The 25,468-nt window shown below is 63.7% G+C and carries 14 protein-coding genes; 9 read left to right on the top strand and 5 right to left on the bottom strand.

Annotation, left to right across the window (positions count from 1 at the left end; all coding sequences use genetic code 11):
* The first annotated feature begins 91 nt into the window (after positions 1–91).
* Genes kdpF through GPY60_RS14125 form a run of 6 tightly spaced genes read left to right on the top strand, consistent with a single transcriptional unit; the run spans position 92 to position 8,184 of the window.
* Positions 92–181, top strand: coding sequence for a K(+)-transporting ATPase subunit F (gene kdpF / locus GPY60_RS14100; RefSeq protein ID WP_139830713.1), 90 nt, complete (start codon positions 92–94; stop codon positions 179–181).
* Entirely contained in the window at positions 181–1,851 is a 1,671-nt protein-coding gene (gene kdpA / locus GPY60_RS14105; RefSeq protein ID WP_156688290.1) for a potassium-transporting ATPase subunit KdpA, read from the top strand. Before kdpF ends, kdpA begins: the two co-directional genes overlap by 1 nt.
* Positions 1,851–4,001, top strand: a complete 2,151-nt coding sequence (gene kdpB, locus GPY60_RS14110; protein WP_156688291.1) for a potassium-transporting ATPase subunit KdpB — start codon at positions 1,851–1,853, stop codon at positions 3,999–4,001. Before kdpA ends, kdpB begins: the two co-directional genes overlap by 1 nt.
* Position 4,002: 1 nt before the next feature.
* Positions 4,003–4,926: a potassium-transporting ATPase subunit C gene (locus GPY60_RS14115; protein WP_156688292.1), complete on the top strand. Its 924-nt coding sequence runs from the start codon at positions 4,003–4,005 to the stop codon at positions 4,924–4,926.
* Between the two features lie 10 nt (positions 4,927–4,936).
* Positions 4,937–7,507, top strand: coding sequence for a sensor histidine kinase (locus GPY60_RS14120; RefSeq protein WP_156688293.1), 2,571 nt, complete (start codon positions 4,937–4,939; stop codon positions 7,505–7,507).
* On the top strand, positions 7,504–8,184 hold the full coding sequence (locus tag GPY60_RS14125) for a response regulator (RefSeq protein ID WP_156688294.1): 681 nt from the start codon (positions 7,504–7,506) through the stop codon (positions 8,182–8,184). The genes GPY60_RS14120 and GPY60_RS14125 overlap by 4 nt, the downstream gene beginning before the upstream one ends.
* 159 nt (positions 8,185–8,343) lie before the next feature.
* Here GPY60_RS14125 and GPY60_RS14130 read toward each other — a convergent pair whose 3' ends face one another.
* The 5 genes from GPY60_RS14130 to GPY60_RS14150 form a co-directional block, all read right to left on the bottom strand.
* Positions 8,344–10,629: a glycosyltransferase gene (locus GPY60_RS14130; RefSeq protein ID WP_231639648.1), complete on the bottom strand. Its 2,286-nt coding sequence runs from the start codon at positions 10,627–10,629 to the stop codon at positions 8,344–8,346.
* 525 nt (positions 10,630–11,154) lie between these two features.
* Positions 11,155–12,144 carry a PE family protein gene (locus GPY60_RS27540; RefSeq protein WP_156688295.1) on the bottom strand — a complete coding sequence of 330 codons (990 nt, stop codon included), beginning with the start codon at positions 12,142–12,144 and terminating at the stop codon, positions 11,155–11,157.
* A 743-nt stretch (positions 12,145–12,887) separates the two neighbouring features.
* A complete protein-coding gene (locus GPY60_RS14140) occupies positions 12,888–13,574 on the bottom strand; it encodes a TylF/MycF/NovP-related O-methyltransferase (RefSeq protein ID WP_197283670.1) in 687 nt (228 codons plus the stop codon).
* A gap of 595 nt (positions 13,575–14,169) precedes the next feature.
* The gene (locus GPY60_RS14145; protein WP_197283671.1) at positions 14,170–16,848 is read right to left on the bottom strand and encodes a glycosyltransferase 61 family protein; all 2,679 of its coding nucleotides are present in this window, start codon (positions 16,846–16,848) and stop codon (positions 14,170–14,172) included.
* A 611-nt stretch (positions 16,849–17,459) separates the two neighbouring features.
* A complete protein-coding gene (locus GPY60_RS14150; protein ID WP_156688298.1) occupies positions 17,460–18,215 on the bottom strand; it encodes a class I SAM-dependent methyltransferase in 756 nt (251 codons plus the stop codon).
* Positions 18,216–18,554: 339 nt separating this feature from the next.
* On the opposite strand from GPY60_RS14150, the gene GPY60_RS14155 reads away from it, so the two are divergent.
* The 3 genes from GPY60_RS14155 to GPY60_RS14165 all read left to right on the top strand — a co-directional run bounded on the left by GPY60_RS14155 (position 18,555) and on the right by GPY60_RS14165 (position 25,424).
* Positions 18,555–20,759, top strand: a complete 2,205-nt coding sequence (locus tag GPY60_RS14155) for a hypothetical protein (protein WP_156688299.1) — start codon at positions 18,555–18,557, stop codon at positions 20,757–20,759.
* The gene (locus GPY60_RS14160) at positions 20,759–21,106 is read left to right on the top strand and encodes a transposase (RefSeq protein WP_255457241.1); all 348 of its coding nucleotides are present in this window, start codon (positions 20,759–20,761) and stop codon (positions 21,104–21,106) included. The genes GPY60_RS14155 and GPY60_RS14160 overlap by 1 nt, the downstream gene beginning before the upstream one ends.
* A gap of 181 nt (positions 21,107–21,287) precedes the next feature.
* A complete protein-coding gene (locus tag GPY60_RS14165) occupies positions 21,288–25,424 on the top strand; it encodes a glycoside hydrolase family 99-like domain-containing protein (RefSeq protein WP_156688300.1) in 4,137 nt (1,378 codons plus the stop codon).
* Positions 25,425–25,468 lie beyond the last annotated feature (44 nt).

Below are 25,468 nucleotides of genomic sequence, written 5' to 3' on the forward strand. Positions count from 1 at the left end.
ACGGAGACACAATGGGCGTTCTCATCTACGTCCTCCTGACGATCGCGGTGTTCGCCGTTCTCGGGGTGACGCAGAAGCTGGTCGAGCGGCTGTGAGCTACGAAAACGTCATCGGCCTGGCGCTTTCCGTGCTCCTGGCCGTGTATCTCGCTGCCGCACTTCTGTTTCCGGAGCGGTTCTAGTGAGCGCGACGACGGCGGGGGTCGTCTTCCTCATCGTCCTGGTCGCCGCACTCGTGATCGTCCACGTGCCGCTCGGCGACTACATGTTTCGCGTGTACACCTCGGAGAAAGATCTGTACGCCGAGCGGCTCGTCTACCGCTTGATCGGCGTGGACTCGCGCGCCGAACAGACGTGGGGCGCCTACGCCCGAAGCGTCTTGGCCTTCTCGTCGGTCAGCATCCTGTTCCTGTTCGCGTTCCAGCTCGTCCAGGACAAGCTGCCGCTGCATCTGCACGACCCGGCCACGAAGATGACGCCCGGACTCGCGTGGAACACCGCCGTCAGCTTCGTCACGAACACGAACTGGCAGGCCTATTCCGGCGAGTCCACTCAGGGGCACCTGGTGCAGATGGCCGGCCTGGCGGTGCAGAACTTCGTCTCGGCCGCCGTCGGCATGGCCGTCGCCATCGCGCTGGTGCGTGGGTTCGCCCGCCAGCGCACGGGCGAGCTCGGCAACTTCTGGGTGGACCTGGTCCGCACGGTGCTACGCATCCTGCTGCCCATTTCGGTGCTGGGAGCGGTCGTGCTCGTCGCGGGGGGCGTGATCCAGAACTTCCACCTGAACGACCAGGTGGTCACGACCCTCGGCGGTGCCCCGCAGACGATCACCGGCGGGCCGGTGGCCAGCCAGGAGGCGATCAAGGAGCTCGGCACGAACGGCGGCGGGTTCTACAACGCGAACTCCGCTCACCCGTTTGAGAATCCGACCGCGTGGACCAACTGGCTGGAAGTCTTTCTGCTGCTGGCCATCAGCTTTTCGCTGCCGCGCACGTTCGGGCGCCTGGTGGGCAGCACCAAGCAGGGCTATGCGATCGCGTCGGTCATGGCGACGCTGTACGCGTTCAGCGTGTCGGTCATGTTCTGGTTCCAGGTGCAGCATCACGGCACGGTGCCGGCGTCGGCCGGCGCCGCGATGGAGGGGGTCGAGCAGCGGTTCGGTGTCGCCAACTCGGCGGTGTTCGCGGACTCGACGACGCTGACGTCCACCGGTGCGGTCGACTCGTTCCACGACTCGTACACCAGCCTCGGGGGGATGATGACGCTGTTCAACATGCAGCTCGGCGAGGTCGCCCCGGGCGGGACGGGCTCCGGGCTCTACGGCATGCTGATCCTGGCGGTCATCACGGTGTTCATCGCGGGCCTGATGGTCGGGCGCACACCGGAATACCTCGGCAAGAAGATCAACCCCCGCGAAATCAAGCTCGCGGCAAGCTATTTCCTCGTCACACCGCTGATCGTGCTGGTCGGCACCGCGATCGCGATGGCGCTGCCCGGTGAGCGCGCCGGCATGCTCAACACCGGCCCCCATGGGTTGTCGGAGGTCCTGTACGCGTTCACCTCCGCGGCCAACAACAACGGCTCGGCGTTCGCCGGCCTCAGCGTCAACACCAACTGGTACAACACGGCGCTCGGGCTGGCCATGGTGTTCGGCCGATTCCTGCCCATGGTGCTGGTGCTGGCCCTGGCCGGCTCACTGGCCAAGCAGGGCCAGACACCGGAATCGGCGGGAACCCTGCCCACCCACCGGCCACAGTTCGTCGGAATGGTCGCCGGCGTCACCCTGATCCTGGTTGCCCTCACGTTCCTGCCCGCGCTCGCGCTCGGGCCGCTTGCCGAAGGAATCCACTGATGACCGCCACAGCTGCACAGTCGGCTGAGCAAGCGCAGCCCACGACCCACGAGAGCAACAAGCGGGTGCAGGGCGGCCTGCTGGACCCGAAGATGCTGTGGAAGGCCATGCCCGATGCGCTGCGCAAGCTCAACCCACGCACCCTCTGGCGCAACCCGGTCATGTTCATCGTCGAAATCGGTGCCGCGTGGAGCACGGTACTGGCGGTCATCAACGAGACCTGGTTCGCCTGGCTGATCGTGGTCTGGCTGTGGCTGACCGTGCTCTTCGCCAACCTCGCCGAAGCCGTGGCCGAGGGCCGGGGCAAGGCCCAGGCGGAGACGCTCCGCCGCGCCAAAACCCAGACGCTGGCCCGGCGGCTCAAGGACTGGCGGCCCGGCGCGCCGGAGGTCGAGGAACAGGTCGCCGCGCCGCTGCTGCAGCAAGGTGACGTCGTGGTGGTCGAGGCCGGGCAGGTGATCCCGGGCGACGGTGACGTGGTGGAAGGCATTGCGTCCGTGGACGAGTCGGCGATCACCGGCGAGTCGGCGCCGGTGATCCGCGAGTCCGGCGGCGACCGCTCGGCCGTCACCGGCGGCACCACCGTGCTCAGCGACCGGATCGTCGTGCGCATCACCCAGAAGCCGGGGGAAAGTTTCATCGACCGGATGATCGCGCTCGTCGAGGGCGCCAATCGGCAGAAGACGCCGAACGAGATCGCCCTGAACATCCTGCTGGCCGCCCTGACGATTATCTTCATCTTCGCCGTCGCGACCCTGCAGCCGCTGGCGGTCTATTCGAAGATGAACAACCCCGGCGTCCCGGATAGCCAGGCGCTCAACGCCAATGGCGTCAGCGGAATCGTGATGGTGTCGCTGCTGGTGTGCCTCATCCCCACCACGATCGGCGCGCTGCTGTCGGCGATCGGGATCGCCGGCATGGACCGGCTGGTGCAGCGCAACGTGCTCGCGATGTCCGGGCGCGCGGTGGAGGCGGCGGGCGACGTGAACACGCTGCTGCTGGACAAGACCGGCACGATCACGCTCGGCAATCGGCAGGCCGCCGCGTTCGTCCCCCTGGATGGGGTCTCCCCGGAGCAGCTCGCCGACGCCGCGCAGCTGTCGAGCCTCGCCGACGAGACGCCCGAGGGGCGCTCGGTCGTCGTCTTCGCCAAGCAGCACTTCGGATTACGCGCCCGCACGCCGGGCGAGCTGGCGCACGCCCAATGGGTGACGTTTTCCGCGTCGACGCGGATGTCCGGCGTGGACCTCGACGGCCATCAGCTCCGCAAGGGGGCGGCCAGCTCGGTCGCGGAATGGGTGCGCGCGCAGGGCGGCGACGTGCCCATGCAGCTCGGCGAGATCGTCGACGGCGTCTCCGCCGGCGGCGGCACCCCGCTGGTCGTCGGCGAGATCCGCGACGGGCGGGCGGCGGTGCTCGGCGTCATCCACCTCAAAGACGTTGTGAAGCAAGGCATGCGGGAGCGGTTCGACGAGATGCGCAAGATGGGCATCCGGACCGTGATGATCACCGGGGACAACCCGTTGACGGCCAAGGCGATCGCCGACGAGGCGGGGGTCGACGACTTCCTCGCCGAGGCCACGCCCGAGGACAAGCTCGCCCTGATCAAGCGCGAGCAGGAGGGCGGCAAGCTGGTCGCGATGACCGGCGACGGGACCAACGACGCCCCTGCGCTGGCCCAGGCCGACGTCGGCGTGGCGATGAACACCGGCACGTCGGCCGCCAAAGAGGCGGGCAACATGGTCGACCTCGACTCCGACCCGACCAAGTTGATCGAGATCGTCGAGATCGGCAAGCAGCTGCTCATCACCCGCGGCGCCCTGACCACGTTCTCGATCGCCAACGACATCGCCAAGTATTTCGCGATCATCCCGGCGATGTTCGTCGCGCTGTTCCCCGGCCTCGACGCGATCAACATCATGCGCCTGCACAGCCCGGAGTCGGCGATCCTGTCGGCGGTGATCTTCAACGCGATCATCATCGTGATGCTCATCCCGCTGTCGCTGCGCGGCGTGCGCTACACCCCGAGCAGCGCGTCAAAGCTGTTGAGCCGCAACCTGTACATCTACGGGCTCGGCGGGATCGTGGCCCCGTTCGTCGGGATCAAACTCATCGACCTGATCGTGCAATTCGTCCCGGGGATGTCCTGACATGAAGTACTCGAGCTTCGTCCGCATGCACTGGGCCGCCTTCCGCGCCCTGCTGGTGCTCACCATCGTCACCGGCCTCGCCTACCCGGCGCTGATCTGGTTGGTCGCGCAGATGCCGGGGTTGCGAGACAAGGCGGAGGGGTCGATCCTGACCGCCGACGGCAAGCCGGTCGGCAGCCGGCTGATCGGCCAGCTGTTCACCGACTCCGGCGGCAATCCGCTGCCGCAGTACTTTCAGAGCCGCCCGTCGGCGGCCGGCGCTGGATACGACCCGTTGTCGTCGGGCGCGAGCAACCTCGGACCCGAAAGCATTGTCGACACGCCCGCCGACCCGTCTCAACTGGCGGCCGGCAAGTCGGCGTCGGACGCGGGCTTCAAGCCAAGCCTGCTGACGCAGGTGTGCACGCGAAGTGTGGCCGTCGGGCGGCTCGAATCCGTCGACGGGTCGAGGCCGTTCTGCACGGGCGGCGGTGTGGGCGCGGTGCTCTCGGTGATCGGCCCCCGCGACGCCCGCGGTAACGTCACCCGGCCCACCCGCGTGGTGAGCGTCAACGAGCCCTGCCAGTCGACGCCGGCGCCATTCGTGGCGAACTACGACGGCGTGCGGGTCGAATGCGCCAAGTACGGCGAGGATTACGCGATCGGCCAGATCGTCCCCGTCCGCGGGGCCGCACCCGCCAACCCGGTGGTGCCCGCCGACGCGGTCACCGCCAGCGGCAGCGGCCTGGACCCCCACATCTCGGTGGCGTACGCGGAGCTTCAGGTCGCGCGGGTGGCTCAGGCCAGGCACGTCAGCCCGGAGCAGATACGGGCGGCGTTGGCCGGAGCCGAATCGGGACGCGCCCTGGGATTTCTCGGGGAGCCGACGGTCAATGTGCTGCAGCTCAATGCGCAGCTCGACCACAGGTTCCCCGTCGCAAGCTGACGGGAGGGGGATGATGGTTGACGTGGACGACGCCGCCCGCAGAGACCGCCATCCCAAACGCGGTGAACTGCGCATCTACCTGGGTGCCGCCCCGGGCGTCGGCAAGACGTACGCGATGCTCGGCGAGGCTCACCGGCGACTGGAGCGGGGCACCGACCTGGTGGCGGGCGTCATCGAGACCCACGGGCGCGCGAAAACCGCGGAGCTGCTTGAGGACATCGAGATCGTGCCCCCGCGCTACATCGAGTACCGCGGCAAGCGTTTCGCCGAGCTCGACGTGCCGGCCGTGCTCGCGCGGCATCCGCAAGTCGTCCTCGTCGACGAGCTGGCGCACACCAACACTCCCGGCAGCAAGAACGCCAAGCGATGGCAGGACGTCGAGGAACTGCTCGACGCCGGCATCACGGTGATCTCCACGGTCAACGTCCAGCATCTCGAGAGCCTCAACGACGTCGTCGCGCAGATCACCGGCATCGAACAGAAGGAGACGATCCCGGACTCGATCGTGCGGCAGGCCGCACAGGTGGAGCTGATCGACATCACACCGGAGGCGTTGCGGCGCAGGCTGTCTCACGGGAACGTCTACGCCGCCGAACGGATCGACGCCGCGCTGTCGAATTACTTCCGGCGCGGAAATCTCACCGCGCTAAGGGAATTGGCGTTGTTATGGCTGGCCGACCAGGTGGACACCGCGCTGGCCAAGTACCGGTCTGACCACAAGATCACCGCCACGTGGGAGGCCCGCGAACGTGTGGTGGTGGCGGTTACCGGCGGCCCCGAATCGGAGACGCTGATGCGCAGGGCGTCGCGGATCGCGTCGAAGTCGAGCGCCGAGCTGATGGTGGTGCACGTGATCCGGGGCGACGGGCTGGCCGGCCTGTCGGAGGCCCGGATGGCCAAGATCCGGGAGCTCGCGACCAGCCTGGACGCCTCGCTGCACACCGTGGTCGGTGACGACGTGCCCACGGCCCTGCTCGATTTCGCGCGGGAGATGAACGCCACGCAGCTGGTCATCGGCACGTCGCGACGGTCCCGGTGGTCGCGGATCTTCGACGAGGGCATCGGCCCGACGATCGTCGAGCGGTCGGGCAAGATCGACGTCCACCTCGTCACCCACGAGGAATCCAAGCGCGGCTTCCGGGCCGCGGCGCCGTCGCCGCGCGGGCGGCGGGTCATCTCGTGGCTGGCGGCCGTCATCATCCCGTCGCTCATCTGCGCGGTGACGGTGACCGTGCTGGATCCGTATCTGCAGATCGCCGGCGAGAGCGCGTTGTTTTTCGTCGGGGTGTTGCTGGTCGGTCTGCTCGGGGGGGTCGGCCCCGCGGTGCTCTCGGCGGTGTTGTCGGGCCTGTTGCTGAACTACTACCTGACGCCGCCCCGGCACAGCTTCACCATCGCCGAACCCAACGCCGCGGTCACCGAACTGGTGCTGCTGATCATCGCGGTGGCGATCGCGGTGCTGGTCGACGGCGCGGCCAACCGCACCCGCGAGGCGCGGCTCGCCTCACAGGAGGCCGAATTGCTGACGCTGTTCGCGGGGTCGGTGCTGCGGGGGGCCGACCTCGACACGCTTCTGGAACGGGTACGCGAGACGTATTCGCAGCGCGCGGTCAGCATGCTGCGCGAACCGAGCGAGGAGGACCGCGCCGCCGGGAGCAAGGGCCACATCGTGGCCTGCGTGGGCGATGATCCCTGTGTCACCGTGGATTCCGCCGACACCGCGATCGAGGTGGGTGACGACGAATTCTGGATGCTGCTGGCCGGCCGGAAGCTGTCGGCCCGCGACCGGCGGGTGCTGGGCGCGGTGGCCAGGCAGGCCGCCGGTCTCATCCGTCAGCGCGAACTGGCGGAGGAGGCCGGCCGGTCGCAGGCGATCGTCCAGGCCGACGAGCTGCGTCGCTCCCTGCTGTCCGCGGTGAGCCACGACCTGCGGACGCCGCTGGCGGCGGCGAAGGTGGCGGTGTCGAGCCTGCGCGCGGAGGACGTCGCGTTCTCGGCGCAGGACACCGCGGAGTTGTTGGCGACCATCGAGGAGTCGATCGACCAGCTGACCGCGCTGGTGGGCAACTTGCTCGATTCGTCCCGCCTGGCGGCGGGCGTGGTGCAGCCGGAGTTGCGCCGGGTGTATCTCGAGGAAGCGGTGCAACGGGCGCTGGTGAGTATCGGCAAGGGCGCCACCGGCTTCTACCGGTCCGCCATCGACCGGGTGAAGGTCGACGTCGGCGACGCCGTGGTGCTCGCCGATGCGGGCCTGCTGGAGCGGGTGCTGGCGAACCTGATCGACAACGCCCTGCGGTATGCCCCCAATTGCGTCGTCCGCGTGAATGCGGGGCGGGTGGGTGACCGGGTGCTTATCAACGTCATCGACGAGGGCCCGGGCATCCCAGCCGGGACCGAGGACCAGGTGTTCGGCGCATTCCAGCGGCTGGGCGATCACGACAACACCACCGGGGTCGGGCTGGGCATGTCGGTGGCGCGCGGCTTCGTCGAGGCGATGGGCGGCACGATCGCGGCCGGCGACACCCCGGGCGGCGGCCTGACCGTGGTCGTGGATCTTGCTGCGCCGCAGGAGGACTCGTGACACGCGTGCTGGTGATCGATGACGAACCGCACATCCTGCGCGCGCTGCGCATCAACCTGTCCGTGCGGGGCTACGACGTGACCACCGCGTCGACCGGCGCTGGCGCGCTGCGCGCCGCGGCGGAGCACAAGCCCGACGTTGTGATCCTCGACCTGGGCCTGCCCGACATCTCAGGCATTGAGGTGCTGGCGGGGCTGCGCGGGTGGCTCACCGCGCCGGTGATCGTATTGTCGGCGCGCACCGATTCCTCGGACAAGGTGGAGGCCCTGGACGCCGGCGCCGACGACTACGTCACGAAACCCTTTGGTATGGACGAGTTCCTGGCCCGGCTACGGGCGGCGGTGCGCCGCAACGCCGCGGCGTCCGAGACGGACGAACCCGTCGTCGAAACCGATGCGTTCACCGTGGATCTGGCCGCCAAGAAGGTCACCAAGGACGGCGCCGAGGTGCACCTAACCCCGACGGAATGGGGCATGCTCGAAGTGCTGGTGCGCAACCGCGGCAAGCTGGTGGGCCGCGAGGAGCTGCTCAAGGAGGTGTGGGGCCCCGCGTACGCCACCGAAACCCATTATCTGCGAGTGTATTTGGCGCAGCTGCGGCGCAAGTTGGAGGATGACCCGTCGCATCCCAAGCACCTGCTGACCGAGTCGGGAATGGGCTATCGCTTCGAGGCATGACCGCCGGTCGCCGCTGCGCTCAATTGCTCGGGTCCAGACAATACGCTTGACTTAATGAATTGCCGGCGGACCCACCGTTGCCTCGTACGCAAAAGGCGGCCTAAGGGATGGTGGGCCCGAGGTCCTGTACTGAGCTCACGGGACCGCGACTCTCCTCGGTCACCGAGGAAGTGACTTCGACCGACTTCCTTTCTTCGTAGCCCCTGCCGAAGCCTTCGGTTGCTGCGCAGGGCGGCCCGCCGCCTTCTTCGCAACCCTTGCTGAAGCTTTCGGTTGCTGCGCGGCTCGGGCCGCCGCCTTCTTCGCAACCGGGGCCGACGCTTTCGGCTGCCGCGCCGGCCGTGCCGCCGCCTTCTTCACAACCCCTGAAGCTTTCGGCTGCTGCGCAGATCGGGCCGCCGCCCTCTTCGGAACCGGCGCTGACGTTTTCGCCTCCCGCGCAGGGCGGGTCGTCGCCTTCTTCGGAACCGGCGCTGACGTTTTCGCCTCCCGCGCAGGGCGGGCCGTCGCCTTCTTCGGAACCCGCGCTGACGTTTTCGCCTCCCGCGCAGGGCGGGCCGTCGCCTTCTTCACAGCCCGCGCTGACGCTTTCGCCTCCCGCGCAGGGCGGCCCGTCGCCTTCTTCACAGCCCGCGCCGGCGGTTTCGCTTCCTGCGATTGGGGGGCTGTGGCGATGCAAAGGACCTCGTCGAGGCTGGCGGTGCGTAGTCCGATAGCGGCTGCGCGCCAACCGAGTTCGGCGATAGGATCTGGGTCATTGGCCCCTAGGCCGCCAGCCCGATCGAGGCGAGCGGTGTCGAACATCGCCGGGCCGCTGGCTATTTCATCCGTGAGGACGTAGCGCTCGGCATAGGGTGCCCGGCGCGCCGCCGCCTCGGCCGCACAGACGCCGGTCAGCGTGAAGGCATCGGCGAAGTTTATTCCCACCTGGAGTACCTGTGGTTCGGCTTCGAGCACCGCAATCAGGCGGGTGATAAAATTCTCGGGCGCAAAGAACCGCCAACCCTGGCTCAGGTGCAGCCAGAACCGTCCACGGATCTGAGCGCGGAGCTTCGCGAGCTGTGTGGCGGGCCCGTCTCCGGCGCTGCAATCGACAAATTCGATGAACCTGTAGCGCTCGCGTAGCAGCGCACGATCGTAGGCCGCGAGGCCGGCACCGACCACCAGGAAGCGCCCGATCCAAAGTGGCGCATCGAGGCAGCAGTTCAGAAACGAGTTAATGGCGTGCTCGGTGGTGTCGCGGTCGGCCCCGGCGACCAGGCTAACGACTACGTTGCCCTGGCCCAGACGGGCGACCAGACGCTGCACCAGCGCGTCGGGGGGATACGATGCCGCCGCCTCGAGCATGGCCGGCACGCTGAAGTCGCGGTTGAGCGCGATCCGCTGCCGATCACCGTCGGGAATGTCGGCAAGCGCCAGCAGGCGCCGACACAGCGTGAACGCCTCGGCATGCATGCCCAGCTGGGAGGCGCACACCGCCTGCTCGTCGATCGCGCGCCAGGCGTAGACGTCCGCGCCGATAAATAACAGGTCGTTCTCGGGATAAGGAATTTGGGCGGCGCGCTGGGCGAACAAGTGACCGGACAGGTAGCGCTCCTCTTCGCGGTATCCCCGAGCGATGGCATACAGCGGCTCAGCGCGGGCGGGTCGAAACTCCCAAGCCCTGAGGTAGGCGTCCTGAACAACCAACGACGGCAAATTGAGTTTCGCCATTGACTCCGCGAACCGCACGATCGAGTAATAGACCTCCTCGTCCGAGCCACCCATCTCTATCCGCTGTTCATACCACTTGCGCGCGTTGGCGAAATCCCCCAGATCAAAGTAGCTTTGGGCCAGATAAAACACCGACCGCCCATCCTCTGGGTTGCGTTCGACCTCGGCCAGCAACAGATCGCGGTCACGCGCGTACTTCCGCGGATCCTGATTACGAGCACCGAGGCGACGAGATTCGACGTAGTAGTCACCCTCGAGGCGCCCAACGACGCAGTCGGACTCCCAAACGGCCGTCTCGTGGACGACGCCTTCATAGCGCACCCGCACCCCGTCGCGGAACAACTGCGGACGCCAGTAAATGAAGGAGGCGTCTCCCAGGCGCATGCGATAGATGTCGGCGCTCAATTGGGTGAAATCGAGTGTGCCCGTGACGATGTCGTCGGCGTCAATTACCCAGATATAGTCGCCATCGCCTTGGGCGAGGTTCAGTGCCTCGGTGCGGTTGTGGCCGAAATTGCGCCATGGTCGTTCGTGAAGCTCACCTGGGATCCCCAGACGGGCCATGTGTTTACCGATCACGTCCTGGGTCCCGTCGGTGGAACCGGTGTCGACGATCACCCACGAGCTGATATAGGGCGCGACCGAATCAAGCGTCTCCGCGACGACATCGGCCTCGTCTTTCACGATCATGTTCAGGCAGATCGCGGGGCCTGCGGTTACTCGTTTGGACACCGCTAAGAGTCTACAGAGCAATCGCCTATCGTGGATCGGGTTGTACGCAAAGTAGCTGCGGCTATGGGTGATTGGTGTTGTTCGGCGAACACCGCACGTTTTGGGGCCATCGGCGATCGTCGTCGGGCGTGTCGCCGTAATGACAGCACCGCCTACCGGCTGCACTTCGGCCCCGAGAAACGCCCGTTAGACTCGGCTAACGAATGCGCCTGTCGTGCAATGGGATAAGGGACGATTCGAGACCCACCATTCCGAGCGGGAAGGCAATTCCTTTTGCAGGGTCGTGCACTTGACTGACTTCTTCGAGGGGATCCGCTGGTCGCGACTTCAGCGAGGGTGAATTCGCCGAGGCGGCGCTGCCCGTCCGCGATCAAATCCACCTGGCGCCGGACCAAGCGGCAAGCTAGTACCGGACGAATACGGATGGCCGAACAGCACGACGAGATTCACAAACAATGACGACAACTCAGGGGACAAGCTCAGCAGGTGCCCTCAGCCGGAAGCCAAGCCGCACCAGCTGACGAGCTATCCGGTCGCACCGTGTGGACCCTGGCCACCTTGTGCGCCCTGAGCACCCGGGTGACCCAAGAGCCCGGGGGGACCGCCGGGACCGCCTGCGCCGCCGCCACCGCCGGGACCGCCGCCGAGCGGGCCGTTACCGCCGGGGCCGCCTTGCCCGCCGTTACCGCCGTCACCGCCGTCGCCCATGAAGAATCCGCCCCGACCACCGGCACCACCGGCACCACCGGCGCCACCGGCGCCATCAGTAGCACCCGGAGCACCCGCCCCGCCGGCGCCACCATGACCACCAGGACTGAAGAAGAACCCTCCGGCGCCGCCGGCACCACCGGCACCGCCTGTCGTACCGGGCAAAATGGCTGATCCGCCGGGACCGCCGGCTCCGCCGGCACCGTACAACCAACCACCGCGGCCGCCCGCACCACCGGCGCCACCAGGACCGCCCATGCCGCCGGCCCCGCCCCGACCGATCAGACCCGCCGACCCACCAGCACCGCCGGTCGCGCCCGTAGCCGTGCTATTGCCACCGCGACCGCCGTCGCCGAACAACCACCCGCCGGCACCGCCGGCCGTCCCCTGCGCCCCGCTGGTCCCATTCGCACCGTTGCCGATCAGCGGACGCCCCGTGTTCTGCAGGAACCACGCATCGATCGGATCGGTGCTCGCCGCAGCTTGCAACATTTGCGCGGCATTCTGCGCCTCGGCGGTGACATACGAAGCCCCGCTGGCCGCCATGGTGCGCGTGAACTGGTCATGGAAGGCCTGCGCCTTCGCGAGGAGCGCCTGATACTCGTCCGCATACTGACCGAACAGCGAAGCGACCGCCGTCGACACCTCATCGGACGCCGCCGACGCCACCCCGGTCGTCGGAATGGCCGCCGCCGACGTGGCGTTCGCCAAGTTTGAACCGATGCTGTCGAGGTTCGCAGTCACCCACTGGACGACGGCGGGGTCAATATAGAAAGGAGAGCTCATAACATCGCTCCTTAAGTTCATCGCCAGCGCTGCATAAGGGCATCGTCAGAAACGCGATCCGAGCAGCTAAATGAAGACCGTAATGCACGCAGGTCGGTTACCGATACGGCTTTCGATAAACTGGGAACAGTCGGGTTTACGAGCCTTAAAATTGGACGCAGTAGGGTTTATAAACTGGACAAAATCGTGTTTCTAGGCTTTCAAACTGGATCTACTCGGGTCTATAAACTGGACACCGTCGGGTTTATACCCCATATAAATGGACACGGTCGGGTTTAGTTCAGCACGGCCTCGGCAAAGTCGCGATGTCAGCCTGTGGCCCGGCTTAGCGGTTCGTGACAGCCCCACCGGAATGTCGATCACCTTGCGGATCACGGTATCCCGGCAGGTGCCCTCGCTACCACATCCAGGGCGGCGGTGCTGACCGTCACCGCGCAAGTTGCAGAACACACTTGGGGGTCGCCGTCGACAGCGGCGTCAGTGATCGTCACACCGAGTCCGACGGTGCGCACGATCGCGTCGGCAACAACAGCCCCAGAAGACGACGTAGGGTCAGGCACTGGGCTCGCCACGTAGCAGGAATGCGGCTTCGACACCTGCATCCTCTACCGCCCGGGGCCCGTCCCAGCTCACCGGCACAACCCGATCAAATCGAGCGTGCCAACCTCAGCTGCACTCCATTCCGAAAGAGCCGGTAAAGGATCAACCCGATAAATAAGCTCGGTGCCGCTTCTGCGAAAAGAGTAAGCAACCGACGAGAAATTTTAACGTATCGGCGGGTGGTCAACACGCCAGTACACGCCGATCCCGTCAATCGGCAGGATGGGCGATGAGATCCCGTAACGTTCACGAAAATCGTGTACGGCCTTCGCGCAAACTTCTATGACACCATAATCATCCACTATTACGAAGCCGCCGTATGACACTTTGTGATAGAGTTCGTTCAGCGCCTCGATCGTCGATTCATACATATCGCCGTCGAGCCGCAATACAGCTAATTTATCGATCGGCGCGCATGGCAGCGTATCCTTGAACCAGCCTTCAAGGAAAACAACCCTCTGATCCAGTAGCCCAAAGCGGCGGAAGTTGTCCTCAACAGCGTTGCGCGACACTCGAAGTTCGGCAACGGCGTGAAGTTGGCCCGCAGCAGAGTTCACGTCGATGGGGAAATTCCGAGGGTCCGGTGGTGGAAGTCCAGCAAAACTGTCGGCAACAAATACGCGTCGATTGTCGTCGCAATATGCCGCCAGAACACCCTTCATCAAAATACATGCGCCACCCCGCCACACTCCGGTTTCAATAAAATCGCCCTCAACACCATCCAGTATCACTGTCTCGCAGGCATGGCGTAAGTTTCGCATACGAACGCTTCCAATCATAGAGACGGAAAGCGAAGGCCAGTCGCGTCCCAGTAGGCGGGTGTTGGGATCGAACTCGCCCTGCCCACTCATGGGCTTATCCTCGAACAGCATGCCCGTCAAGGACGCCTCGAGAAGATTAAGATAGCGGTGGATCAACCTGCTTCGATTGCAATCGTCGCTCATTTTGGTTCTGTTTCGCCATCCTTGAAGCAGTGTGCAATTACGGTACGCTGCATTTCCGCTTTGGCGGTTCTAGCAGCTGGTCGGATGATCTCGCCGTCGAAAATGATTGCCGACGCATTGAGCGCCGATTACACCTTGTCGCCCATCGCGTGACCACAGCCCGTGGAGTCTACACGGTAGGGACTGGAGCCTCGCCTAGATATTAAGCGTGCGTTGTCAGAGGCCACAGGCTTGCCGACAGAGCCTCCGATGCGGGCACGAGGGCCATCTCGACCCCGGCTCCAGCGACGAAATCAAGCACCGTGCTGAAGGGCGCGGCCTTACCCGACGACACCGTCACCGATGGCGCGCCGTGACCGCCGTCGACGCTGACCGGGATTCACGAGCACGCCCAAAACCAAATCAAGATCGAGATCCAAACCGGCTCGATCAGGCCACCACGTCCGTCCTGCCATGCATCCGAACTAATCCGGCCTGACCTGCCTTGATATCGAGAAAATACTCAAAGAATCTCTCGAATTGCCGCGCAGGCGCCCTGTACATCAATGTTCCACCGTTTGTGGATCTGCGCCGGATCGGCGGGGTCTTGCTGTCCATAGATAATGCCATAGCGGTGTCCCAATGAACTGAGCATCCTGGAGTGGTCGCAGATGAAAGTATCACTCGATTCGATGTCCACTACAGTTGTGCCGGGCGGGCAGAAACGAGTGCTAAAAAGCCCTGCTCCGCCCAAGGCGACAACGCATTTAGCTCGTGCAAACATCCCAATCTGCTCTTTAAGTGGTAGCTGCTCCGGTTCAACCGTCTGGAAACCCAACTCGCCCAGCGCGGCGATAAGATCGCATTCGTTTTGCAAAACCCGGTGGTAAGGAGGTTTGGCCGAAACGGAGAGGCGCGACACGAAGATTCGCTCGCCAAAAGTGTCTGCCGTATCTTGCCGGCAGGCATTCGCCAAGGCGGCGAAGATCTGCTTTTCAGCTTCACTCACTGACAGGTTTGCCAGCGAATATTCCACGGTTAGGACGTCACGGCAAAAATATGTTTTGCCCGGATCGTGCTCCAGCACTTGAGCCCTCTCGATGCCCAGCAGTTGCAAAAGGTCCCGCTGCCAGGGATACGCAGCCCGGCAAAAGAATTTCCTTCCGTTCCCGAATGTCTTGAACTGAGCGCATTTGGGAAGGACAGTTGCGATCCATCTGGCCCAGTTGTCGGGTTCGAGAGGAGTCGCGAGGAACACCGGTTCCGCGATCGATTCGACATCGTACGGGCTTAGCGTGTTGCAATCGATAGCAATCTCATCGCCCTCAAACTCGATATGAGGCTTTACGCCGGGGTAGGAATTGGAAAACGCAGGATGCGCCGCCAACTCCATGAATTGCCGCTTAAACCCCCCGGTACCCCCGCCGAACCCGCCTGTCCGCGTTTCGCACGACCACAGCCCGGATTTACTCACCACATGGTTGGAGCCGAATAGAAGCACGTCGGGTCGCGAAACCAAGTAGCTTCCATGGATATGGGCGCCCGTACTGAACCAGTCGGGTATCTCCCTACCGGAGAGGTTGCAAACGAACTCAGGCGGCCTCAATCGATCTACTATCACTGGCGCTTCGATGACTGTCAGCGTGCCATCCGATGGCGGCCAGTCTCGGAGCAGAAATCTGCCTCGGGGCAACAAATCCGGCTTCCGCTCCGACGACGCGCGAACTAACAATTCTTCATTTTGCGTCTCGTTGATTTCATTACTCACTGATGCCATCCCGGAACGTGGCGTGTAAAAGGTGAAAAGCTCGGTGAGGCGGTCGGGTTCCTCGCACAGCGGTCGCGAAGCGGTAAGTTCGAGTCTGTCCCACAACGACCTCAGCCGGTCCTCGTCGAGAACCGATCCGGCGTACTGATCGACTATCTCGTAATAACGATCGGCAAGAACGCTCGATTCGGGGTCCAGCCGGCTGATCGCGACCAAGCCGGTAGGCGGACAGTCCAGCACGTGTAGCCGCAGGTCCGGGCGGTACTCGCGCAGAATCGGCAGCAGCTTCCACACATCACCGGTCCACCAATAAGCGGTGTCTCCTTCGGAGGGATCGCCATGGTGGTACTGCCGCAACGCCATCCGCGTGTTCGACGGCACGCAATCATGCAACAGAATCAGTGAGCGGGGATGACAGGCGGCCTCCGCGCCGATGAAATCGCGCAGCAGGACTTCGAACCGGTGCAGGCCGTCCAGGAAGGCCAAATCCACTGGTCGTCCCAGCAATGCGGGTACATTTTCTGTCTCGAAGAAGTCGTCTGAGGTCATCTGAAACAACAACGTGCGTTTCCGGTTGCCGGTGGCACCGGCCTTAAGTTGGAACTGCGGGTCCACCGCGATCGTGTCGCAGCTAGCAACACTTAGCGAATCCCCTGTCGCGGTGCCGACCTCCAGATAACTGCGCGGCGTCAAGTGGGTATGCAGCGCGGTGAGAAATTCGATGTAGTAGACGCCGGACAAGCGAAACGCTGCAGGCGCGACCGCACGCTTACCAGTGCTGGTTTGGGATTCGCCGGCAGCCGGTTCGCTGGCAGCTTCGGCCAAACGACCTTCGGCCAAACCATTTTCGATAAAGTGGGCATAGGCATTCCGGAAACCCCCGCGATCAACGGCTGCCGCAACGTCGGGATAGCGCCTCAAATAGGCTGCTTCAGAGAATTCTGGTGATGGATCAAATATCGTCGGCGAATCATTCGCGAGATAATGATGCAATGCGCAGCGCCAGGAACCCCTCTCGATTGCGGACGCAACTTCGGGATACCGTAGCAAATACCATGGCGGATCGAAGTACTGCGACGCACGCAGCTCATATCGGCCACGTTCGATCCGGTCAAGGAAGTGATGGAAAGGCCCTGCGTGACCGCTCAGCCAGGAAGCATTAGGGCCAAGCCCGGCCTGGTAGATCTTCGGATCAAAGAATAAATGGGCTCTGCGGCATTCCTGCGCGCCCCGGCGGAGAAAGTGATCGTAACCGTTGACGAGATTGGCCGCGTCGAGCACCTCGTCGGTTAGGTCGGGATTCTGGTCGCGATAATATCCTTCGCTGAAGAGCCAATGCGGTGCAAGGGTCCGGTGACCGTGGCGACAGTAGTGGTCGAAGCCGGAGAGGTATTGGGCGTTTTGCACATCCCGAACGACATTCGGGTACGCCATGCGATACCACGTTTCGTCGAAATATCGGTTTGGGGAGTGCCCTATCCGCTGTCCAACCTGAAGATAGAAGCTAAGAAGCGCCGTTGGGCTGGCATTACCAAGTGTGCCACGTACGGTCGAATAGGCGTGCAGGTACCAAGAAGGGTCGAAAATCGCCCACGAGGGCGAGGCCTCTCCCGGCAGCTTCAGGAGTTCTGCCGCGGACAAACCGGCTGGTAGCATTCCGGGCCTTTCCTCATGGGTGCCAACCCCGACCTGGACTGTGGTGGCGAATTTGGTGGCGCGAGGGGTGGTGATTCGCCGAGGCTGATGGTGGAGAACCCTGCCAGCGACAGCCCCTCAAGTGCGGCCATCGCGTCGGTGTCTGTGCCATACACGCCCCTAGCCGCGATCATAAGGTATCGAATATTCCCGCGAGTGACCTTGGGCTGACCTGAAACGAGAGGTGTCGTCGGCTGCGGTGATTGCCGCTCCAAGGTCGGCATATCAGAGGCCGTCGAGGAAGGCGAGACCAATGCTCAACTGACCGAGAAATTATTAAGACCCGCATCAGGCCTGCAGGTTTAATTTTAGAGCTGTTTCTGAGGTAGACGCGGTGGCTCGACATTGGGTCAGTAGAAGGTGAATAGCTCGGTCAGGCGGTCGGGTTGCTCGTAAAGCGGTCGCGAAGCGGTGAGTTCGAGTTTGTCCCACAATGCCCTCAACCGGTCCTCGTCGAGAACCAATCCGGCGTACTGATCGACGATCTCGTAATAACAATCGGCAAGAACGCTCGATTCAGGATCCAGCCGGGTGACCGCGACCAGGCAGGTAGGCGGACAGTCCAGCACGTGTAGCCGCAGGTCCGGGCGGTACTCACGCAGAATCGGCAGCAACTTCCACACATCACCGGTCCACCAGTGAGCGGTGTCTCCTTCGGAGGGATCGCCAGCCCGGGGCTGCCGCGAGGCCATCCGCGTGTTCGCCGGGACGCAATCATGCAGCAGGATCAGTGAGCGGGGATGACAGGCGGCCTCGGCGCCGATGAAATCGCGCAGCAGGTATTCGAACCGGTGCAGGCCGTCCAGGAAGGCCATATCCACTGGCCGTCCCAGCAGCGCGGGGGCGTCTTCTGTGGCAAAAAAGTCGTCTGAGGTCATCTGAAACAAAAACGTGCGTTTCCGGGAGCCGGTGGCGCCGGCCTGAACTTGGAACTCCGGGTCCACCGCGATCGTGTCGCAGCTAGCAACATTCAGCGAATCCCCTGTCGCTGTGCCGACCTCAAGATAGCTGCGCGGCGTCAAGTGGGTGTGCAGCGCGCTGAGAAATTCGATGTATGAGACGCCGGACAAGCGGTACTTTCCGGTCGCGATGTCATTTTCGTTCATCGGGCGGGCCCTCTCGTCGCACTTACTTGATCGGTCAGGCAGCAGCGCCGCCCAGGCAACGCCGGCTCAGGTCAAACGCGGCGCCGCCGCACGACTTACGGCGTCGCCGGCGTGCCCGGAGCGCCGAAATCACGGTAACCGAGCCCAATCCGCTCACATGGCGGGACCAGTCGCACCGGAGTGAAATCTCGACATGATGTTTCGCAGGCATCTTGATGCTTCTCGTCGGCCCCGTGATCACACACGAGCTTGAAAGGCTGCCCTGAGCCCAGCGGGCAACCGGGTGACTGACAAATCCGCACAACGCAGCGCTCCTCATTCCTTTACTATGCTGCACCCATGCTGTTTGCGGTCGCGGTTGTGGCACCTCCCAGCAATCCGACCGTCGGCGGGGGTTTTCGCGAGGTTGCGGAGGCAGTGCACCATGCTCTTCTGGCGCTTGGCCATGACTCGGTGCTGACCAACCGCCTCGACCTCGACGACCGTCGCACCATTGTGTTCGGCGGAAACCACCTCCTCCACTACGGCCTGGAGCCGCCCAAAAATCCCGTCTTCTACAACCTTGAGCAATTGGGTGACGACTCGCCGTGGATGGCGATGCCTGACTTCGTCGACCTTTTCCGGCGCTACTCGAATTGGGATTACAGTCAAGCCAACATCGAATACCTCGCTTCCCTGGGACTGCCCCGGCCCACCTACGTTCCGATCGGATACGTGCCCGAGCTGACACGGATCGCCCCAGCCCCCGAGGACATCGACGTCCTTTTCTACGGCATGCTCAGCGAGCGCCGCTACGCCGTTCTCAGGGACCTGCACGACCGAGGCTTTCGTGTCAAATGGCTATCGGGTGCCCTCGGTGCGAGCCGCGATGCCTGGATCGCACGCTCGAAGATCGTCCTTAATATCCACTACTGGGACGCGAAAATCTTCGAGATTGCGCGGGTTTCGTACCTTCTCGCCAATAGGCGGGCGGTGGTCTCCGAGCGTGGTGCCGATCCGAGATTGGAATGCGACCTGGGGTCCAGTGTGGCTTTCGCGGACTACGACGGATTGGTCGAGCGCTGTGTGGAACTCCTCGGCGACGAGCGCGCGCGGCGCGAGCTCGCCGAGCGGGGCTACCAGACTTTCTCCGCTCGCGACCAGGTCGCCGTCGTACAGCGCGCTCTGACGGAAGGCATCCAGGGTGTCACCTACCAGACCGCTGCGCGAGACGAAGCGTGCATCGATGTGCGCCTCAAATACAAAGGCCACAGCGCAGACCATCAGCTCCGCAACCGCAACCTGCTCAGGCATAAGGCTGACCAAGAACGCGATCAGTTGCTGGCCAAGGTCAGACACAATCCCGAGGATGCGCGGTCGGTCTTGTTCCTAGCCCACACCTACTTCCAATTGGGCGATTTCGTCGACGCCCGCAAGTGGTATGCGCGTCGGGCCGAGATGCGCGGCTGCGACGAGGAGATCTACTACTCGATGTTTCGGCTCGCGCAGTCAATGCAGCAATGCGGCGAACCGTGGCCAGACTGCGAAGACGCCTACCTGAGCGCCTGGTACTTTCGACCGACCCGCGCCGAGCCGCTACTTGCCGTCGCCACAGCGTATCGCCAACTCGAGCGCTACCGGCTCGGTTACCTGCTTGCCCAGCGCGCCGGCGAAATCCCATTTCCCGAGCAGGATCTCCTTCTCCCGGCAGAGATCACCCAGGTTTACGCTTGGCGCGCAACCGATGAGCGGGCGGTGTGCGCATCCCGGACCGGTGAGCACGCCGAGGCGTTCACGCTGTGTCGGGGCCTGCTGGGCAGGCTCGACCTGCCCGAGCCTGATCGGCAAAGGATTGCGGCCAACCGCGACTTTTCGGTGCCGGTCATGCTCGAGGCGGCCGCACCCTACCCCGACGCAGTGATGCACTTACTGGCCGCAGTTCCCGGTAAGTCCGAAGTCACCGTCAGCCTGATCGCCGGGCCCGACCGCGAGACCACCGAACAGACCCTGAACTCTTTCCTGAACTGCTGCCTCGATGTGGCACGCGTCGGGCGCTTCCTGGTGCTCGATGCCGGCCTATCCGCGCGCGACCGCACGAAGCTGCGCAAACGCTACGGTTTTCTCGAGTTCGCCCGTAGCCGATCCGGCGACAAGCCCGCCGCCCGGCTGGCGCGGCTTCGCGCGCAAATCAACGGACGATTCTGGCTGCACCTAGGCAAAGGCTGGCGGTTTTTCGCCCCCGAGAACTTCATCACCCGCCTGAGCGCGGTGCTCGACGCCGAACCGCAGGTGTTTCAAGTGGGCATCAACTTCGAAGATGCGGTCAAGCTGACCGGCGCCAGCGCAGCGGAGGAGGCTGTGCGCCGGGCACCCGACACCGGCCGCTACCTGCTGACCGATGTGGTGGCCAGTGGCCCGGCGATGTTTGAGACCGCACGCCTGGATCGGGCCGGCGGTATGCACAACCCAGATCCGCCGGCCCAATCTGGCCGACTGGTCGCCCGCGCCGGGCTGCGCACCGCCAGCCTCGACGAAGTGCTCTGCATCTCAGGTCTGGCTGTCTAGTGCAACTGCCCGAAACCACCTCGGTCGAGGATATTCGAGAGTCTCGGTTCGGTGTTTACGTCTGGGCCGAGCTCCCGCGCCTGTGGGTCGACGGCATCCATCTCAAGGTCCGCCCAGAGAAGGCGAAACTCTGCTTGCTAGTGATGCTGGGCGTGCGCGCTCGTGGCCGCAAGGAACTGGTGGCGATCAGCGACGTCTGTCGCAAATCCAGCGAGTCGTGGGCCGATCTGCTGCGCGATTGCCGTTGCCGTGGGATGATCGGCCGCGGTGCTGGCTGTCAGGCACGGGGCGCTGGGCTTCCGGAAAGCGGCGCTCGAGGTATTCCCGGCAAAGAACAAAGGTGCTGATTTCACACGCAACCCAATGTCCTTGCTGCGCTGCCGAAATCAGCGCACCGGGGCGCGCTAGCACCGATCAAGGACATCTACAATGCTTAGGATATCGACAGGCTCAGGTCGCGATCGAGGACCTGCCGAAAGGGTTCGCAAAACAGTGATTCAATCCGAGATCGCACGATAGGTTTCGGGGATGGACGGTCAGGAATCCCGTATCGGACACAAAGCCCCCCCGGCTGCCCTCTCGTTCGTTGACCAATACGAGTTGATTTCCGAGTCATCGTTCTTCAGCGCCGATTTTTATCTGTGCAAGTACAAGGATGTCGCCGACCGCGGAGTCGATCCCGTCCTGCATTACCTGGAACACGGCGCGGCGGAGGGGCGCGATCCGCACGAGGAATTCGACACCGCGCACTATCTGGAGCAATGCGCCATGCGCGGGCTCAAAGCCGAAAACCCCTTGCTGCACTTCCTGATCGAGGGCCGGGAACTGGGCATTTCGCCCAAGCGCGACATACCCGGCCAAGACGGGAAGGGGGTGGAAAAGCGTGACAATGCCGCGCAGGCCGAACTCGACGAGGTGCGGCAATCGGGCTTGTTCGACTGGCACTACTACAACAATGCCTGCGGGACGAGCTTCCAGACCGAACACGAGGCGCTGAGGCACTTCTTCTTCGAAGGCTACCGGGAAGGTCGGCGGCCAAACTTGTACTTCGACCCCGCCTGGTATTTGCGCGTCTACCCTGACGTCCGCGATGCGGGCGTCCAGCCGCTGTATCACTTCGTGATAATGGGCGATCTCGAAGGGCGGCAACCAAGTCGCATCTTCGACGCGGCCTGGTATCGCCGTGCCTACGCCATCCCCGAGAACGAAAACTCGCTCGCCCACTATCTCGCGAATCGCACAACCTGCCGGTTCAGCCCGCTGCCGGAATTCGATGTTGAGTACTACGGGTCCGCCAACAATGACGTGCGCGACGCCGGCATAGACGCGTTCGAGCACTTCCTGTTCACCGGCTACCGCGAAGGACGCAATCCTTCACCTTCGTTCAATATCCGCTACTACGCAAAGCGCTACCTGGGCGGTGACCTCGAGAAAAACCCGTTCCTGCACTACCTCGATCACAAGCATCAACCCGGCGTGTACGGCGCGCCTCCCGATGACGAGGCCTCCATTCCGCGCGCGGTAAAGCAGTTCACCCGGCCCTCGGCGGACTTCGAGGAGTTCAAACCCATCCCACCGTCGGCGCCGCGCAAGGCCAAGGTGCTGGCCTACTACCTGCCGCAGTTCCACACCTTTCCCGAGAACGATCGTTGGTGGGGCAGGGGCTTTACCGAGTGGACCAACATCGCGCGCGGCGTGTCGCGCTTCAAGGGGCACTACCAGCCGCGCATTCCGCGCGATCTCGGCTTCTACTCGCTGGATTCCATTGACACGCTCAAGCGCCAGGTGGCGATGGCCAAGGGCGCCGGCATTTACGGTTTTGTTTACTACTATTACTACTTCAACGGCAAGCGGCTGATGGAAAAGCCGCTGGAGCAGTTCCTCGACGATCCGTCCATCGACATGCCGTTCTGCCTCCTGTGGGCAAATGAGAACTGGACGCGCCGCTGGGACGGCGCTGAGAGCGATGTACTGATTTCCCAAGACTACGAACCCGACGACGACGAGCACGTGCTCGAAGGCTTCGTCCACCACTTCAAAGACAAGCGTTACATCCGCATCAACGGCCGTCCGCTGCTGATGATCTATCGCGCGGACACCATCCCGGAGCCGAAGAAGTCGCTGATACGCTGGCGCGCCCTGTTCAAGGAAAGGTTCGATGAGGATCCCATTTTGATAATGGCGCAGTTCTATGCGACTAATCCGGACGAGTTCGGCTTTGACGGCGCTGTCGAGTTCCCGCCACACAAGCTGGCAGCTGACCTGCCGCCGATGTACGACCCGCCGATGTACGAACAGCTTGAACTCATCGACATCGAGTTCACAGGCCAAATATTTAATTACGACGACGTCGTTGCCCGTTCGGTTGACGAACCAATGCCTTCGTTCCCGCTGATAAAGACGGCTGTGCCGAGTTGGGACAACGACGCGCGCCGGCAAGGCGACGGGCTTGTTCTCCAGGGCTCGACGCCCGCGAAGTATCAGGCTTGGCTCGGCCAGCTCATCGAAAAGGCATGCGAGAAGCCGTTCTTCGGCGAACACTTCGTCTGCGTCAATGCCTGGAACGAGTGGTGCGAGGCGGCGTACTTGGAGCCGGACCTTTATTATGGCTCGGCGTACCTGAACGCCACCGGTCGTGCTGTCGTCGGCGCCGTGTCGGGCGACTACAAGCTTCTGCTGGTCGGTCATGATGCCTGGCCCCACGGCGCGCAACATCTGCTCGTCAATATCGCGCGTCGGCTGCAGAGCGACTGCGGTGTGCAGGTCGAGTTTCTGCTGCTGGATGGCGGCACGCTGGAGGAAACCTACCGCGACGTGGCACCAGTGACCAAGGCCGACGGAGGGACGCTTGCGGCCAAGGTCGAAGGCTTCAAGATGCGCGGCTTCGCGCACGCGATCGTCAATACCGTTGCGGCCGGGCTGATCCTGCCCCATCTGCGGAATCACGGCATCGATTCGATCTGCCTCGTCCACGAGTTGCCGCGCATTATCCGCGAAAAAAACTTTGCGGCCAGCGCCAAGGCGGCGCTGGAACTGAGCCGTCATGCCGTGTTCCCTGCCGCTGTCGTACGCGACCAGGTCGCCGCCGAAGTCGGAGTGGAAGTGGATGACCGCATGCTGTTGCTACCGCAGGGTATGTACACGCAGCTCGCCGAGCCGGAGGATGGCGGTGCGGCCATCCGTGAGGAACTCGGTATCGCCGCCGGCGAGAAGCTGGTGCTCGGGATCGGTTACGCCGACTTACGCAAGGGCTTCGACCTGTTCCTGCAGTTGTGGCGGCACACGAACCACCTGTGCAAGCAGCGAGTGCATTTTTGCTGGATCGGTGACATATCCCAGCCCGTGCGCGACTGGCTGACCGCGGATATCGACGGCGCGAAAAGTACGGGCAGTTTCCACATGCCGGGTTATCGAAAGGACGTCGAGACTTTCTTGTTCGCGGCCGACGCTTTCGTGCTCACCTCGCGCGAGGACCCTTTTCCCACCGTCGTTCACGAGGCGCTCGCCGCGGGGTTACCGGTGCTGGTGTTCGACGGGTCGGGTGGCATGCCGGATTTCCTGGCCCGGCATCGGATGGGCACCGTGGTGCCGCCCGGCGATGTCATCGCCATGGGCAAGGAACTGGCCCGTCTGGTGCGCGGTGGGAAACGTGCGGAGGATGCCGCGCGACGCAAAGAGTTCGTGGGCACCCATCTCGATTTCGGTGACTACGTTCGACAGCTGTTGCGGCTGGCGATTCCCCAGTTGCCTACCGTCTCGGTGGCCATCCCCAACTACAACTATGCGCGCTTCATGCCGGCGCGGCTGGCATCGGTGTTCCAGCAGACCCACCCCGTGCACGAGATAATGGTGCTCGACGACTGCTCCAGCGACGACAGCCTGGACGTGATTCCGCAGATCGCCAGGGAGTGGAATCGCAAGCTGACGCTCCTGCCCAGCGACGCGAACTCCGGGTCGGTGTTCGCACAGTGGCGCAAGGCCGCGGAACTGGCGACCGGCGAGTACCTGTGGATCGCCGAGGCCGACGACCTCACGGACCCCGAGTTTCTCGACGCCGTGGTCGGCGCGATGCAGGCCGACCCCGCGATCAGCCTCGGCTTTTCCGACAGCCGTACGATCGACTACGACGGCAGCCCGCTGTGGGACAGCTACAAGAACTACTACGAGCACGACGGCCGCGGCACACTGGCTACGTCGGCCACATTTGACGGGGATGACTTCGTGCGCCGTCATCTCGCCGTTCGCAATCTCATCCTCAACGTCAGTGCCGTGGTCTGGCGCCGGGAGGCCTTATTGCGCGCGCTCGATGCCTGCCAGGAAGAACTCAAGACTTTCCGCATGGCCGGTGACTGGCGCTTGTATCTGGAAGTACTGACTGCACCGGGTGCGCGCATCGCCTACATCGCCGATCCTCTCAACGTGCACCGGCGCCATGCAGAAAGCGTCACGCATGCCCTCAAGGCAGACAAGCACGTTGCCGAGATCGCGCAGTGCCATGCGCTTGGCGCGGAGAGATTGAAGTTGCCGGCCAGGGTACGCAGCCTGCAGACGAAGTATCGGCAAAGCGTCGAGGATCAGCTCAAGGCCGCGCCGATGGATAAGGCCGGTAGCGCCGCCTCGAAGCGCAGGAGAGCAAAACCTGTGGTATCGGCGCAGCGTCGGTAGCGCATTGCAGAGCACGGTCCAAGGGGGTCATTAAGCCGATCGCC

Source organism: Mycobacterium sp. Marseille-P9652 (assembly GCF_902652685.1).
Taxonomy (GTDB): Bacteria; Actinomycetota; Actinomycetes; order Mycobacteriales; family Mycobacteriaceae; genus Mycobacterium.